The organism is Roseibium aggregatum (assembly GCF_014692675.1).
Taxonomy (GTDB): Bacteria; Pseudomonadota; Alphaproteobacteria; order Rhizobiales; family Stappiaceae; genus Roseibium; species Roseibium aggregatum_C.
The window spans coordinates 139,394-154,095 of record NZ_JABFCZ010000011.1; the positions used below are offsets into that span (position 1 = coordinate 139,394).

The 14,702-nt window shown below is 63.4% G+C and carries 16 protein-coding genes; 5 read left to right on the top strand and 11 right to left on the bottom strand.

All coding sequences use genetic code 11. The features are described from left to right. Window positions 1–60 precede the first annotated feature (60 nt). Together HK439_RS11585 and HK439_RS11590 are read right to left on the bottom strand one after the other, a co-directional pair. Window positions 61–1,017 carry an acetyl-CoA carboxylase carboxyltransferase subunit alpha gene (locus HK439_RS11585; protein ID WP_190291657.1) on the bottom strand — a complete coding sequence of 319 codons (957 nt, stop codon included), beginning with the start codon at window positions 1,015–1,017 and terminating at the stop codon, window positions 61–63. A gap of 193 nt (window positions 1,018–1,210) precedes the next feature. Beyond that, window positions 1,211–2,038, bottom strand: a complete 828-nt coding sequence (locus HK439_RS11590; RefSeq protein ID WP_190291658.1) for a DUF3108 domain-containing protein — start codon at window positions 2,036–2,038, stop codon at window positions 1,211–1,213. A 434-nt stretch (window positions 2,039–2,472) separates the two neighbouring features. Between HK439_RS11590 and rpmB the strand changes: the two genes are divergently transcribed. Beyond that, window positions 2,473–2,766, top strand: coding sequence for a 50S ribosomal protein L28 (gene rpmB, locus HK439_RS11595; RefSeq protein ID WP_190291659.1), 294 nt, complete (start codon window positions 2,473–2,475; stop codon window positions 2,764–2,766). A gap of 19 nt (window positions 2,767–2,785) precedes the next feature. Beyond that, a complete protein-coding gene (locus HK439_RS11600) occupies window positions 2,786–3,439 on the top strand; it encodes a queuosine precursor transporter (protein WP_190291660.1) in 654 nt (217 codons plus the stop codon). A 64-nt stretch (window positions 3,440–3,503) separates the two neighbouring features. Here HK439_RS11600 and HK439_RS11605 read toward each other — a convergent pair whose 3' ends face one another. The 6 genes from HK439_RS11605 to HK439_RS11630 all read right to left on the bottom strand — a co-directional run bounded on the left by HK439_RS11605 (window position 3,504) and on the right by HK439_RS11630 (window position 9,502). Continuing rightward, complete coding sequence (locus HK439_RS11605; protein WP_190291661.1) at window positions 3,504–4,127, bottom strand: LysE family translocator; 624 nt, start codon at window positions 4,125–4,127, stop codon at window positions 3,504–3,506. Window positions 4,128–4,156: 29 nt separating this feature from the next. Beyond that, window positions 4,157–5,194, bottom strand: a complete 1,038-nt coding sequence (locus HK439_RS11610) for an esterase-like activity of phytase family protein (RefSeq protein ID WP_190291662.1) — start codon at window positions 5,192–5,194, stop codon at window positions 4,157–4,159. Then, on the bottom strand, window positions 5,194–7,107 hold the full coding sequence (gene cobT / locus HK439_RS11615; protein WP_190291663.1) for a cobaltochelatase subunit CobT: 1,914 nt from the start codon (window positions 7,105–7,107) through the stop codon (window positions 5,194–5,196). Before cobT ends, HK439_RS11610 begins: the two co-directional genes overlap by 1 nt. A 7-nt stretch (window positions 7,108–7,114) precedes the next feature. After that, complete coding sequence (gene cobS / locus HK439_RS11620) at window positions 7,115–8,101, bottom strand: cobaltochelatase subunit CobS (protein WP_190291664.1); 987 nt, start codon at window positions 8,099–8,101, stop codon at window positions 7,115–7,117. 69 nt (window positions 8,102–8,170) lie between these two features. Continuing rightward, the gene (locus tag HK439_RS11625) at window positions 8,171–8,761 is read right to left on the bottom strand and encodes a DnaJ domain-containing protein (RefSeq protein WP_190291665.1); all 591 of its coding nucleotides are present in this window, start codon (window positions 8,759–8,761) and stop codon (window positions 8,171–8,173) included. Between the two features lie 117 nt (window positions 8,762–8,878). Further along, complete coding sequence (locus HK439_RS11630) at window positions 8,879–9,502, bottom strand: class I SAM-dependent methyltransferase (RefSeq protein ID WP_190291666.1); 624 nt, start codon at window positions 9,500–9,502, stop codon at window positions 8,879–8,881. 89 nt (window positions 9,503–9,591) lie between these two features. Between HK439_RS11630 and HK439_RS11635 the strand changes: the two genes are divergently transcribed. Then, a complete protein-coding gene (locus tag HK439_RS11635) occupies window positions 9,592–9,891 on the top strand; it encodes a BolA family protein (RefSeq protein WP_190291667.1) in 300 nt (99 codons plus the stop codon). A gap of 228 nt (window positions 9,892–10,119) precedes the next feature. Here HK439_RS11635 and HK439_RS11640 read toward each other — a convergent pair whose 3' ends face one another. Genes HK439_RS11640 through HK439_RS11650 form a run of 3 tightly spaced genes read right to left on the bottom strand, consistent with a single transcriptional unit; the run spans window position 10,120 to window position 13,258 of the window. Then, a complete protein-coding gene (locus HK439_RS11640) occupies window positions 10,120–11,460 on the bottom strand; it encodes an HlyC/CorC family transporter (protein WP_190291668.1) in 1,341 nt (446 codons plus the stop codon). Next, window positions 11,457–12,605 carry a 3-dehydroquinate synthase gene (gene aroB, locus HK439_RS11645; protein WP_190291669.1) on the bottom strand — a complete coding sequence of 383 codons (1,149 nt, stop codon included), beginning with the start codon at window positions 12,603–12,605 and terminating at the stop codon, window positions 11,457–11,459. The genes HK439_RS11640 and aroB overlap by 4 nt, the downstream gene beginning before the upstream one ends. Continuing rightward, complete coding sequence (locus tag HK439_RS11650; RefSeq protein WP_190291670.1) at window positions 12,602–13,258, bottom strand: shikimate kinase; 657 nt, start codon at window positions 13,256–13,258, stop codon at window positions 12,602–12,604. The genes aroB and HK439_RS11650 overlap by 4 nt, the downstream gene beginning before the upstream one ends. A gap of 146 nt (window positions 13,259–13,404) precedes the next feature. Here HK439_RS11650 and HK439_RS11655 point away from each other — a divergent pair, with 146 nt between their 5' ends. Both HK439_RS11655 and xerD read left to right on the top strand, forming a co-directional pair. Beyond that, a complete protein-coding gene (locus tag HK439_RS11655) occupies window positions 13,405–13,548 on the top strand; it encodes a hypothetical protein (RefSeq protein WP_190291671.1) in 144 nt (47 codons plus the stop codon). A gap of 42 nt (window positions 13,549–13,590) precedes the next feature. Next, window positions 13,591–14,514: a site-specific tyrosine recombinase XerD gene (gene xerD / locus HK439_RS11660; protein ID WP_190291704.1), complete on the top strand. Its 924-nt coding sequence runs from the start codon at window positions 13,591–13,593 to the stop codon at window positions 14,512–14,514. Window positions 14,515–14,702: the final 188 nt, after the last annotated feature.

The following is a 14,702-nucleotide window of genomic DNA, read 5'->3' on the forward strand; positions in this document are numbered from 1 at the left end:
GTGCCACGCCCGGTCACGAGCGCGGCGAAATTCCTGTGGCGGAAATGAAAAAGGCGTCCGTCAGGACAGGGTGCGACCGATGGCGAGGAATTTCTCGCGGCGATGCTTGCGGATCTCGTCAGCGCTCTTGCCGGCAAGGTCGGCGAGGGCGGTCTCGATGGCCGATCCGGCGCGGTCGATAACGGTTTCCCGGGCCCTGTGTGCGCCGCCGACCGGTTCCTCGATGATGCCGTCGATCACGCCGAGCTGCAGGAGGTCCTGAGCGGTGATCTTCATGTTGGTCGCCGCATCCTGTGCCCGTGCGCTGTCGCGCCAGAGGATCGATGCGGCGCCTTCCGGGGAGATCACCGAGTAGATCGCGTGTTCCAGCATCAGGACCTTGTTGGCGGTGGCGATGGCAATCGCTCCGCCCGACCCGCCTTCGCCGATCACGACGGAAACGGTCGGAGACCCGAGCCCCAGGCCCTTGTCGGTCGACCGGGCAATGGCTTCCGCCTGACCGCGCTCTTCCGCGCCGATCCCCGGATAGGCGCCGGCGGTGTCGACAAGGGAAATCACCGGCAGGCCGAACCGTTCGGCCATGTCCATGATCCGGACCGCCTTGCGGTACCCTTCGGGACGGGCCATGCCGAAATTGTGCTTCAGGCGCGACTGGGTATCGGAGCCTTTTTCCTGGGCGAGGATGGCGACCGACTGTCCGCGGAACCGGCCGAGACCGGCGATAATCGCATGGTCTTCCGCAAAATTGCGGTCACCGGCCAGCGGGGTGAAATCCTCGATCAGACCGGCAACGTAATCCGCGGCATGGGGCCGGTCGGGATGGCGGGCGACCAGGGTTTTCTGCCAGGGGGTCAGTTTGGAATAGAGATCCTGCAGCGTTTGCGAGGACTTGCTCTTCAGGCGGTTGATCTCGTCCTCGACATTGACGGCTTCCCCACCTGCGGCCAGTGCCCGCAGTTCCTGGATCTTGCCTTCGATGTCGGCGACGGGCTTTTCGAATTCCAGATAGCTGTGCATCTACTCTCACACCTGAAACGCGCCACAGCCTGAATGAAGAGGAGGGCCGTATTTCCCACAAAGCTGGGCTGGTTGATTGCGTAACAATTGCCATGGGCTCTATCAAGAGACTGGACCGGGCGCAAGAGCGCTTGGTCCGATGGCAACAAGGACTGCCGCCGGATATGGAAACGTCTTTCGCGATATCAAGAGCCTATCTGGCGGCCTGGTCCCCGGCCCCGGACTTGATGTTGAGCTGGGAGGCCTGCACCACCAGCCTGCCGGTTTTGGTATCGATGGAAATCCGGTAGGGGATCAGGACATTGCCGCCGAGCGGGGCCAGCCAGGTTTCCATCCCCGCCTTGGCCATGTATTTCACCGATTCCTTGGACGGACGGTGGCCGGCCACCGGAATCCATTTCGCCTTGCAGATGACGACAGGACCGTTGTAGCCGTGGCCGGACACGTTTTTCGTGCCCTTGTAGCTCAATTTGATGTCGAAACGGGTCCAGCCGTCGAAAATCGGCAGTTTCCGCTTGCAGGCTTCAGGGCCGATCAGGTCGTCCGCGGTCGGGACCGGCATCAGGGCGGCGCTCAGGGGATCCATCGCATTGTGGCGATGCTTGGCCGTCACCTTGATCCGTTCCGCGTTCGGCTTGAACTGGGGCATCACTTCCATGGAGCGGATGTGTCCGGATCCCTGGCCGAGGGCGACATAGAAATCCCGGTTCGCCGCATGGGAGGCCATCTCGTATTTCGACGGAACGACCTTGTTGCCCAGAAGCCAGCCGGAGGCCTGGGCCCCGCCCTTGCCGGTGCTGAACAAGGTGCCGACGCCGGCCGGTTCAAGTCCAACCTTGGCCGAATAGGCGTTGCCCTGCAGAACGAGCGCCAGGCTGCCGCGTCCGATCGTCAGGCCGGCGATGGTGATATCATACAGACCGCCGATGCTGCTCTTCTGCGCTTCCGCAGGGGCCGTCCAAAGGACGGCGGCAAGAACCGGTACAGCCAGAAACCGTCCGAATGACTTAAGACCTGACACTTCAAACCTCCACACTGCCCGTTATCGGGCAGAGTTGCTGCGCCCCCGCGCCTAACCCATTGTGTATGGCCCATCACGTGTGGGAAGATTGTCGGACCCTCTTCCGCAATCCTGAATACCAATGGCGTAATTGTTCGTTGTCATGGTAACTCTATGGTTAACATAACACAGATGAACCATTGAAAAATGCGGAAAGGTGGGCAGGACCGTGGCACGCGCGGGAATGGGGACCCGCGTTCCTCGGAAAATGGCCTCTTGTGCGAGAAATTCAGGCTGAATGCGCAGATGTCTTGACGATGACGCGCGCGCCCTTTATAGCGGGGCAACTTTTTTCCGAAAAATGCCGGAAATGCCGCAGCCGGGCCGGTGGCCCGCTCCTTTCCGGTCGTAACTGCCGGCCATTCAAACCCGGCCCGAAGACAAAAGGTGATATCATGGCACGCCGCTGCGAACTCTCCGGCAAAGACGTGATGACGGGCAACAACGTCTCGCACGCAAACAACAAGAGCCGTCGCCGGTTCCTGCCGAACCTGTGCAACGTCTCGCTGCTGAGCGATACGCTCGGTGAGACCTTCAAGCTGCGCATCAGCGCGCATGCCCTGCGTTCGGTCGAACATCAGGGCGGTCTCGACGCTTACCTGCTGAAGGCTTCCGACGACACGCTGTCGGACAAGGCCCGTCAGATCAAGGTCAGCATCAAGCGCCAGCAGGCTGAAGCCGCTGCCTGAACCCTTTCGGGGATCTGAAATGACTGCTACCCGGAGATTCTCCGTGGGCCACTTCGCCATCGCGGTCGCCGCGATGGCGGTTGTCGTTGTTGCGTCCAATTATTTGGTCCAGTTTCCGGTCCAGGGCACGCTCGGCGCGATCAACCTGGCCGATCTGCTCACCTGGGGTGCGTTCACCTATCCGGCCGCATTCCTGGTCACGGACCTGACCAACCGCAAATTCGGACCGAATCCGGCCCGACTTGTTGTGGCGGTCGGCTTCGTCCTGGCCGTGGCCCTGTCGATCCTGCTGTCGACGCCGCGCATCGCGGTCGCGTCCGGCTCGGCCTTCCTTGTGGCGCAGCTGCTCGATGTGACCGTCTTCAACCGTCTGCGCCGGTTGAGCTGGTGGAAAGCCCCGTTCGCATCGTCCCTGTTCGGGTCGGTGATCGACACGCTGCTGTTTTTCTCCATCGCCTTTTCCGGCGGCATGGCTGTCCTGCTCGGCTATTACGACGACTTCGCGGTGCAGTCGGCGCCGTTGCTGGGCGTGTTCGCGCCGGAAGTGCCGCGCTGGATTTCCTGGGCTGTGGGCGATTTTTCGGTGAAGATCCTGGTCGCGATCTTCCTGCTTGCCCCTTATCGCATCCTGCTCGGCTTCCTGGTGCCGTTGCCGAAGAGATCGGTCGCCTGACAAAGACCCGCAGACAATTTAGCGAAGGCGCCTCTTGCAGGCGCCTTTTTCTTTGGCATGCGTTTCAGACTAGCCGTGTGGTCAGGAGCTTGAAGCCGATGGCGCCGAAGGCCAGGGCGAACAGGCCGCTGAACCAGCGATGGAGCCGAATATAGGCCTGCCGAACGGAGGCGATGGAAAACAGCCAGCCGTAGCCGATCATTATGAAGGCGCTGAGCGAGCCGACAGCGGCAATGATGGACACCAGATCTCCGGCCGTCGCCCCGGCGGGAACGCCGATGGAGTAGAGCGACCCGAAAAACAAGATCGCCTTGGGATTGGTCAGGTGAATGGCCAGTCCTTTTCGAAACGCCGCGCCCATCGAACTGATTTCCACCGGACTGGCCTTTTTCCCTTTGCCAAAGCAGGCGGATCTCGCCGAGACGATGGACAGATAGATGAGATAGGCGGCGCCTGCATAACGGACGGCTTCAAACATCCAGACGTGGGCGAGCATGATGGCGCTCAGCCCGAAGGCGGCCGATGTCGACCAGGTCAGGGAGCCGCACACGACACCGGCCCCGAGCGCCATGCCGATCCGGCGCCCGGAGGCCATGGAGGCGCCGGCTATGGCCAGGGTTGCAGGACCGGGGCTTGGAATTGCGATCAATGCGGCCCCGAGGATAAGCGGGTAATTGATGGCGTCCATAATTGCCTCCCGGGGAAATTTCGAACCGGTTATTTGTCGTCGAGCATAAACCTGAGCAACAGCGTCCGTTGCAGGATGGACCGGTTGTTGTCCGAAATCAGGGTCAGGATCGTGCGGCCCTGGGCATCCCGGTGGATGTCGAGGCCTTCCATGTTGTCGATCTGGTTGCCGTAGTCGGCCTCCATCAGGACCGCGCCCTTGAGTTCCGCGCCGGGGCGGAGGCTGTCGGCGGCAAATCGGCGGATCCGCATGCCGACGAGATCGCGCAGGTTGAAGCGGCGTTCCAGCAGAAGCAGGGTTCCGTCCGGCAGGAAGGCGGCGTCGGTCGCGTCATACCGGTCGGAGCGCACGACGGCAAAGCGCTCCACCTTGCCCTTGCCGATCAGAAATCCCGGCAGGTTGTCGTGCCCGGTCTTGCCCCGCTCGGCGATGGCGACCAGGGTGCCGGCAATCGGCGAGCCCGGCGGGGCGACGGCGATCGATTCCAGCCCCTTGGTTCCCCGCAGTGTGTGGATCTCGGGTGAAAGCGCGAGTTCGCCGACAAGGCGCTCCTTGCCCGTCTTCAGGGGCCAGGGAAAGCGGTAGACAGTGTTGACCCGTTCCGCGGAGACCAGAACCGTGTTGCCGTCGATGGCGAGCGCCTCGGTGTCGCTGCCGTTGCCCTTCCGCAGGGCCCGGCCCTTTTGGTCGAGCATGTCGGCATAGCGGGCGTTGGAAAGCTCGAGGGGCTTTCCGTCCGGGGCCTGTTCTATGTCGGCGGAAAACCAGATGCCATTGTCGGTAACGGCCAGGATCTGCCGTCCGTCTTCCAGACTGATCAGGCCGGACAGCCCGCCGACGTTCCGGTCGGGGGAAATCAGTTCCAGCCCGCCCAGATAGGTCAGGGAGCCGAACTTCGTTTCAGACCGGCCGATCTGGAACTGGTCGATCTGTCGGACAGTCACCTTGGCCGGCGTGCCCTCGCTGAGCAGGTCGAGGGCATGCGCCGGGCCAGAAGCCGTGAGCAGCGGGAAGGCAAAGACGAAGATCGCGGCAAGCAGACTGCCGTATCCGTCGCGGCGCCTCATTAACGGTGACTTCCGGCCCGTTTCCGCCGTCCGCGGACAGGCGTCGCCATCTGGATCTCGTCGTCGAAGAGATCCGCGAGCTGGTCGGTCATGGCGCCGGCCAGTTCTTCCGCATCGACGATGGTCACCGCCCGGCGGTAGTAGCGGGTCACGTCATGGCCGATGCCGATGGCGATCAGTTCCACCGGCGACCGCGTCTCGATGTCCTCGATGACGTGGCGCAGATGCCGCTCCAGGTAGTTGCCCGGGTTGACCGACAGGGTGCAGTCGTCCACCGGCGCGCCGTCGGAGATCATCATCAGGATGCGCCGCTGTTCCGGCCGGGCGAGCAGGCGCTCGTGGGCCCAGGTCAGGGCTTCGCCGTCGATGTTTTCCTTCAGGAGCCCTTCGCGCATCATCAGCCCGAGGTTCCGGCGCGACCGGCGCCAGGGGGCGTCCGCGGACTTGTAGATGATGTGGCGCAGGTCGTTCAGCCGGCCGGGCGTGGCCGGCTTGCCGGCGCCGATCCAGGCCTCGCGGGACTGGCCGCCCTTCCAGGCCTTGGTGGTGAAGCCGAGGATTTCCACCTTCACGCCGCAGCGCTCCAGCGTGCGCGCGAGAATATCGGCGCAGGTCGCGGCAACCGTGATCGGACGGCCGCGCATAGAGCCGGAATTGTCCAGAAGCAGGGTGACGACCGTGTCGCGGAAATTGGTGTCCCGCTCCTGTTTGAAGGCAAGCGGGGCCATCGGGTCCGTGACTGCACGTGTCAGGCGGGCGGTGTCGAGCAGACCCTCTTCCAGATCGAAGTCCCAGGCCCGGTTCTGCTGGGCCATGAGCTTTCTCTGCAGCCGGTTGGCAAGCCGGGCGACCGCGCCCTGGAGATGGACGAGCTGCTTGTCCAGGAAGCCGCGCAGGCGGTCCAGTTCGGCAATGTCGCACAGGTCTTCGGCGGTGACGGTTTCGTCGAACTGGGTGGTGAAGACCTTGTAGTCGGAAACCGGCGGACGGTTGGAAAACGGAAGGTCGCGCCGTTCGCTTTCGCCGGCCTCCTCGGCGTCCTCCGCCATGTCGTCTTCGGCAAAGTCCTCGAACTCGGCATCGGCGGCCTCGGTCTCGCCGGCGTCCTGTTCCTCGCCGGACATCTCCATTTCCTGGGGAGAGGCTTCCTGTTCGCCGGTGTCCTGCTCGGTGTCGCCACCGGTTTCGGCTTCGTCGTTGTTGCCGTTGTCCTGGCTTTCGTCCTGGTCTTCGCTTTCGTCGTGCTCGCCGATCTCGTCGCCCATGTCGAGAGCTTTCAGAACGTCACGGAAATGGCTGGCGAAGCCGGCCTGGTCCTCCAGTTCGGGCACCAGCCGGTCCAGGTCGTGGCCGGCCTTGTCCTCGATCCACTCCCGCCACATGTCGACGAGCTTGGCCGCGCTCGCGGGCGGCGGGGTGCCGGTCAGGCGTTCGCGCACCATCATGGCGAGCGCATCCTGCAGCGGGGCGTCTTCCCGGCCCGTGACTTCCGGCGCATTGGCCTTGCGGAAGCGGTCGTCGAGCATTGCCGAGATGTTGCCGGCAACGCCTTCCATGCGCATCGAGCCGACCGCGTCGCAGCGGGCCTGTTCGACGGCCTCGAAAAGCGCGCGGGCTTCCGGCCCGCTCGGCGCGTTGCGCGAATGCACGACGGGATCGTGGCACGCGAGCTTCAGGGCCATGGAATCGCTCAGGCCCCGGGTGATGGCGACTTCCTCACGGGAGAGTTTGCGCGACGGCTCGGGCAGGCGGGCGGCATTGGCGGACACACCCGGCCGGTCGCCGGAAAACACCACTTCCAGTTCGGGCTCGCCGGCAATCGCCCGCATGGTGCCGGTTACGGCCCGCTTGAACGGTTCCGTATCGACCGGTTTGCCCTTGCCGGGGCGGCTGTTGTCTCCGGGACCTGCCATTTCACTCTTAACTCATCACGACATTGACGGCGGATTCCGGCAGCTCGTCGCCGAAGCAGCGCTGATAGAACTCGGCCACCAGGGTCTGTTCCATGTCGTCGCACTTGTTCAGGAAGGTCAGGCGGAAGGCAAAACCGACGTCGCCGAAGATTTCCGCGTTTTCCGCCCAGGTGATCACGGTCCGCGGGCTCATGACGGTCGACAGGTCGCCGTTGATGAAGGCGTTCCGGGTCATGTCGGCGAGGCGGACCATCTTCGACACGATCTCGCGGCCTTCCGCGTTCTGGTAGTGCTTGGCCTTGGACAGGACGATGTCGACTTCGTTGTCATGGGGCAGATAGTTCAGCGTGGTGACGATCGACCAGCGGTCCATCTGCGCCTGGTTGATCTGCTGCGTACCGTGATAGAGGCCGGAGGTGTCGCCGAGGCCGACGGTGTTGGCCGTGGCGAACAGGCGAAAGGCCGGGTGAGGCCGGATCACGCGGCTCTGGTCGAGCAGAGTCAGGCGGCCGGAGGATTCCAGGATACGCTGGATCACGAACATCACGTCCGGGCGGCCGGCGTCATATTCGTCGAAGACGAGGGCGACGTTGTGCTGGTAGGCCCAGGGCAGGATACCGTCCTTGAATTCGGTGACCTGCTGGCCTTCCTTGATGACGATGGCGTCCTTGCCGACGAGGTCGATACGCGAAATGTGGCTGTCCAGGTTGACGCGGATACACGGCCAGTTGAGGCGCGAGGCGACCTGCTCGATATGGGTCGACTTGCCGGTGCCGTGGTAGCCGGTGACCATGACCCGGCGGTTATGGGCAAAGCCGGCCAGAATGGCGAGCGTGGTCGCGCGGTCGAACAGGTAGTCTTCGTCGCGGTCCGGAACGTGTTCGGTCGGGACCGAAAACGCCGGTACTCTCAGGTCGGTCTTGAACCCAAAGACCTCTTCCACGGAAATTTCGGTATCCGGCATGCTTGCAGCCGCGTTCGTCGTCTCAGTCATCGGTCCTCCGCTGCCCCGGCAGACAGCCGGGCGGCGTTCTTGTTGGAAAAAGCCTGCAGAATATACAGACTAACAGAAACCGGCTTTCTTCAGGACGTTATAGGCCTGAATGATTTCCCGCAGGCGGTCCTCGGAGGAACGATCACCGCCATTGGCATCCGGATGGTTTAATTTCACAAGTTCCTTATAGCGCGCCTTGATCTCGCCGCCACGTGCTGTTTCAGGGAGATTCAGCACATCCAGGGAGCGTTTTTCAAGCGCCAGAAGTTTTCTTTGCCGCGGACGGCGGGCATCGGCGGACCTGCGGTTGGCATGCGCACGCATGTTGGCGCGCGGATCATAGCCGTCCGGGCCGTCGGCCGCCTGCCGGTTGACGCCCATTTTCCATGTGGGCCGGTGGCCGGTCATGGAATCCTTCTGATAGCTGCGGACGTCATCGTCCTGCATGCCGGCGAAATAATTGTAGGACTTGTTGTATTCGCGGACATGGTCGACGCAGAACCGGTAGTACTGGCCTTCCATGTTCCGGCCCTTGGGCGCGCGATGGACACCGGGCCGCTTGCAGCCGGGGTGTTCGCAGGCCGGATGGAGATCCTCCTCCAGACGCTCCTTGTCGGGCTTGACCCGGATGCTGTCGAATATCTTTGAGTCCAGTTTCATGAGCGTCAATATCGTCCGCACGGCGCTTCGGGACAAGTCGGTTTGGGCGGCTGTCCCGACAGTTTTCATCATCAGGGTTGGAATGGCAGGTAACGGCAGCCGGAGACATTATCATAACTACCGGCTGCGGCGAAATACGCTGTAGCTGAAATGCTGGGTGCGCCCCGCAGGGGTTAGATGGTCATTACCAAGGGTTTCGACAAGTTCGTAACCGTCGCCGAGCACGTGTGAGATCGTCGCACTGTCGTGCCGGCAGACGGGAAGTCCGGAGCATTTTTCCGGTCCGTCCGGGGCGAAGGTGCCGAGGATCAGGATCCCGCCGGGCTTCAGTCCGCGGTCCAGAAGGTACCTGTAGCGCTGCTGGTCCGCCAAGTCGGTCAGAAAGTGAAACGTGGCCCGGTCATGCCAGATGTCGAACCGGCGTTCCGGCTCCGACTTCAGGACATCGCTTTCGATCCACGTGACCGTATCCGCTCGTTCGCCGAGGCGCTGCCTGGCAATTTTCAGGGAAGAACCGGCAAGATCGAGGACGGTGAGGTCGGAAAATCCCAGATCGAGGAGCGCATCGACCAGACGGGAGGCACCGCCGCCGATATCGACAATTGCCGCCGTCCGATCCGTTGCGTAGCGGCTCACCAGCGACAGCGACGGCTCCGGTTTTTCCTGAAACCAGCTGACCTTCGTGTCGTCCTGTGTCGTCCAGGCACGGTTCCAATGTTCCTTGAGACTGGTATCACTCATGCACATTTACGTTTAATTCGGGTCCAGGGACTGTCAGCGGTTCGACGCCGGACTGTGAGCGCGAACCGCCGGAGAGGGGAAACCATAGCATGAGCACCAGGGACAGCATCATTGCCAAACTGACACAGGCGCTGGCGCCGCAGACGCTGGACGTCATCGACGAATCGGACAAGCACGCCGGACACGGCGGCTGGCGCGAAGGCGGCGAGACCCATTTCCGGGTGGTGATCGTGTCGCCCGCCTTTTCCGGCATGAGCCGGGTGAACCGGCACCGCAAGGTCAACGAGTTGCTGGCCGATGAACTCGCCGCCGGCGTCCACGCGCTCGCCATCGAAGCGCGCGCACCGGACGAGGCCGACCCGCGTGCGGCGCGGGCAACCGCGTCCTAGGGCTTTCGAGCAAATATTTTTACAGGAAGCGGAGGGTTTTTCCGGTCCTTCCGGCCATCCGAATTTACGGCGAAGTGGATTGGATCACCCGGACTTCGCCGTGTGATGACGCAGAATGGGTGGATAGGGCGTGCCCTTATCCCCGGTGTCATTGCCCGGCGAAGTCCGGGCAATCCACTCGCATCAGCCAAATGGAAAGGCGGCTGAAAATGCGTGAAACCGGCAGCCCTAGGTCTTACTGGCCGGAACCGTTGGCGGGGGCGGGGTTTGGGCCGCGCCGGCCGCCAGCAGGTTGGGCTTCTGGCCGAGCGGCATGATCCGCAGGCGGGTGATCCGGTTCTTTTCCCGGCGCAGCACCGTGAAACGGAAGCCGTAGAAGGTGAAGATCTGGCGTTCTTCCGGGATCATCCGAGCCTCGTGAATGACGAGGCCGGCGATGGTGGTGGCCTCGTCGTCCGGCAGGCGCCAGTCGGTCGCCCGGTTGAGGTCGCGGATCGGCACGGAGCCGTCAACGATGACCGAGCCGTCGGCCTGGGGCCGCACGCCTTCCAGTTCCACGTCATGCTCGTCGGCGATCTCGCCGACGATTTCCTCCAGAATGTCTTCCAGGGTGACCAGTCCCATCACCTCGCCGTATTCGTCGACGACGAGGGCGAAATGGGCCTTGTGGCGCAGGAAGGCGTTGAGCTGGTCCTGCAGGCTCGTCGTATCGGGCACGAACCACGGCGGGGTCGCGATCTGCAGGAGATCGATCTTGGAAAAATCGCCGCCTGCGGCATGCAGGGCGCGCAGCAGATCCTTGGCGTGCAGCACGCCGACGAAGTTGTCGCTTTCCCCGCGCCAAAGCGGCAGGCGCGTATAGGGGGAGGACAGCGCCTGCTCGATCAGCTTCGGCAGATCCTCTTCCGTGTTCAGGGCGACCATGTTGGTCCGGTGGACCATGACGTCGGAGACTTCCAGTTCGGCGAGATCGAGAACGCCGCCGAGACGGTCGCGCTCCGCCTTGACCAGGCCGCCTTCCTTGTGCTGCAGGTCGACCGCGCCGCGCAGTTCCTCGTGGGCGGACAGGATCGAGGCGTCCTCGCCCACATTGACGCCGACCAGGCGCAGCATCACCCGGACGATCGCCTCGACGCCGATGACGACGGGGCCGAAAACGGCAACTATGACGTTGACCACCGGCGCGACCGCCAGGGCAAAGCGTTCCGGATTGGAGATCGCCCAGGTCTTCGGCAGGACCTCGGCGAAGACCACCACCAGGGCCGTCATGACCAGGGTGGCAAAAGCAACGCCCGCCTGGCCGAAAAGGGTCAGGAACACGCTGGTGGCCAGGGCGGAGGCAAGGATGTTGACCAGGTTGTTGCCGAGCAGCAGCGCGCCGATCAGCCGTTCGCGGGAGGAAATCAGGCGGCTGACGGTCTGCGCCTTGCCGTCGCCGGTCTTTTCCAGCTGATGGATGCGGGCGCGCGAGGCTGCGGTCAGCGCCGTTTCCGAGCCGGAGAAAAAGCCCGACAGGAACAGCAGGATGAAGACGGCGGCAATGGCCAGCCAGAGGGTAAGTTCCATCATTGCTTCAGCTTTTCTTCCAGAAAGGTCCGTACGGTCTCCGGTTCCACGCCCTTTTCGACGAAGCTCTCGCCGACGCCGCGGCTGAGGATGAAGGTCAGCTGGCCCCGGGTGACCTTCTTGTCCTGGGCGATGATGTCCATCAGGGTTTCGGCGGGCGGGAGCTGGCCTGGAATGTCCGACATGCGGATTGGCAGACCGACATCCGTCAGGTGTTTTTCCACCCGCTCGACAACGGCGCCATCGATCAGGCCGAGCCGCTGCGAGAACTCATGGGCGAGCATCATGCCGATGGAGACGCCCTCGCCATGGACCAGCCGGACGGTCTCGTAGGCGACCGCCGATTCCAGCGCATGACCGAAGGTGTGGCCGAGGTTCAGGAGCGCCCGGCGGCCGGATTCCAGCTCGTCGGCGGCGACCACATCCGCCTTGGCCTGACAGGAGCGGGCGACCGCCTCGTCGCGTTCCGGGCCTCCGGCAAAGACCGCCTGCCAGTTCTCCTCCAGCCAGGCAAAGAACGGCTCGTCGCCGAGCAGGCCGTATTTGGCGACTTCCGCATAGCCGGCGCGGAAATCGCGCAGGGGCAGGGTGTCGAGGATTGCCGTGTCGGCGAGGACGAGGGCGGGCTGGTAGAAGGCGCCGATCAGGTTCTTGCCGTGGCGGGAGTTGATCCCGGTCTTGCCGCCGACGGAACTGTCCACCTGGGCGAGCAGGGTCGTCGGGATCTGGATGAATTTCATGCCGCGGCGGACCGAGGCCGCGACGAAGCCGGCAAGGTCGCCGACCACACCGCCGCCGAGCGCGACAACCGCGTCGCTGCGCTCAAGCCGGGCCGCCAGGACCTCGTCGCACAGGCGTTCGTACATGGCAAAGCACTTGGTGGCTTCGCCCGCCGGAACGGTCATGACCACGTGATCCACCCCGGCTTTGCCGAGGCTCTTTTTCAGCGTGTCCAGATGCAGGCCCGCCACCGTTTCGTCGGTGACGATCGCCATCCGGCTGCCGGGCAGGAGCTTGGCGATCTTGTCGCCGGCCTGTTCGATGAGGCCGCGGCCGATCTCGATTCCGTACGAACGCTCACCCAGATCCACGCTGACGGTTCTAAGCTCCGTTTCCTTTTCGGAGGCGATGTCCAGTGTTTCGCTCATTGTGCGCCTGTTGCGGTTTCTTGGGCAGAAGACGTCAGGTCTTCCGCCAGCAGTCTGGATTTAAGGGCTTCGACGATATCTTCAACGACCATGTCGTGAGGAACGTCGCGGGAATTCACGGTCAGGTCCGCCATTCCGTAAACCGGATACCGTTTGGCCATCAGCTCTTTCATGGTGCCTTCCGGATCCGGGGTCTGCAGCAGCGGCCGGTTGGCCCGTTTGCGGACCCGCTCCATGACCGTGTCCAGATCCGCCTTCAGCCAGACGGAAATGCCGTTTTCGGCGATCTCGTCCCGGGTGGCCTCGCTCATGTAGGCGCCGCCGCCGGTCGCCAGAACCTGGGGGCCTTCCTTCAGCAGGCGGGCGATCACCCGCTCTTCGCCCTTGCGGAAATAGGGTTCGCCGTGGGCGGCGAAGATTTCCGGCACGGTCATGTTGGCGGCCTGTTCGATTTCCGTGTCCGCATCCACGAAAGGGATGTCGAGGCGGTGCGCCAGGCGACGGCCGACGGTGGATTTGCCGCAGCCCATGATGCCGACGAGCACGATGGAGCGCTTGCCCAACGCCCTCACGAGGCGGGCATCTTCGGCGCGCTCGCCTGCGCTTCGTTGAGCTGTCGCGTTTTCCGCTTTCTGGTCGCTTCTGTGTGCCATGGCGGCTTTGTAGCACATTCACCGAAAAAGAAAGGTCCCTTTGCAATCCGGCGCATATGCGAAATTTCCGGCTCAATGCCGTCCGGCTTGCGCGCCGGTGCCCGAGGGGAAACACTGTGCCAAAGTGATTCGACGGAGCCTTCCGCGTGCCGACCCTTACACGACTGCTGATTGTTCTGGTTCTTCTCGGTGCGACCGGCTACGGGATCGTCTATTCGCTGGCCCATTTCGTGCACCCGCGGGACCGTGAAATCGAGGTCAGGATCAAGAAGGACGGCTTCGGGCGCTGAACCGGTGTCTCCGGCTGGCACCCGGAATGAGGGCAGGTGATCGTGGCGATTGACTACACGTGCGAGAGCTTCCTGGAAATGCTCACTGCCGAGCGCGGGGCGGCGGAAAACACGCTGGCGGGCTACCGCCGGGACCTGGAGGATTTCGGCGAGTTCCTGGCGGACAAAAAGCCGGCAAAAGCCGGCACCGCCGACATTGCCGCCTATCTCAGCGACCTGAACGACCGCGGCTTTGCCGCAACCTCCCAGGCCCGGCGCCTGTCGGCGCTGAAGCAGTATTTCAAGTTTCTCTATGCGGAAGGCCTGCGCGAGGACGATCCGACCCGGACGCTGTCGGCGCCGAAGAAACGGCAATCCCTGCCGAAGGTGTTGTCCGTCGACGAGGTCGACCGGCTGATTGAAGCAGCCAGGGAAATGACGCAGAAGTCGCACAAGAGTGCCGCCGAACGGCTGCGCTGCCACCGGCTCTACACGTTGCTGGAGGTGCTTTACGCCACCGGGCTCCGCGTCTCGGAGCTGGTGTCGCTGCCGGTGACGGCGGCGAAGCGGGATGCGCGGCTGATCGAGATCCGGGGCAAGGGCGGCAAGGAGCGGCTCGTGCCGCTTTCCAAGGCCGCGCAGGCGGCCATGCGCGACTATGTGGGCCTGCGCGCCGCCGAAGGCGCCTATGAAAAAAGCCCGTGGCTGTTTCCCTCCCACGGGGAGAGCGGCCATTTCACCCGGCAGGCCTTCGGCCGGGATCTGAAGGACCTGGCAGTTGCGACCGGATTGCCTGCGGCCAAGGTGTCGCCGCACGTGCTGCGCCATGCCTTCGCCTCGCACCTGTTGCAGAACGGGGCCGATCTCCGCGTGGTCCAGCAGCTTCTGGGGCATGCGGATATTTCCACCACGCAGATCTACACCCATGTGCTGGATGAACGCCTGCGCGAGCTGGTCGAAAGCGCCCATCCGCTGGCGAAAAGGTAAGCTCCCCCGCGGTGTCCGCGAGGGAGCGGTATTAGAGCATCGGGCGATAACTTTGAAACATTTGACCGGCGCGCTTTTGTTTGCTGACAAGGCGGGTCGCGTGCCGTGGTGTTTCCCACCACAAGCGCGAGCCAACGCAGTCAGCGGGCAAAAGAGCCCGGCCCTTCGGGTGTCAGAAAGCAGCCCAT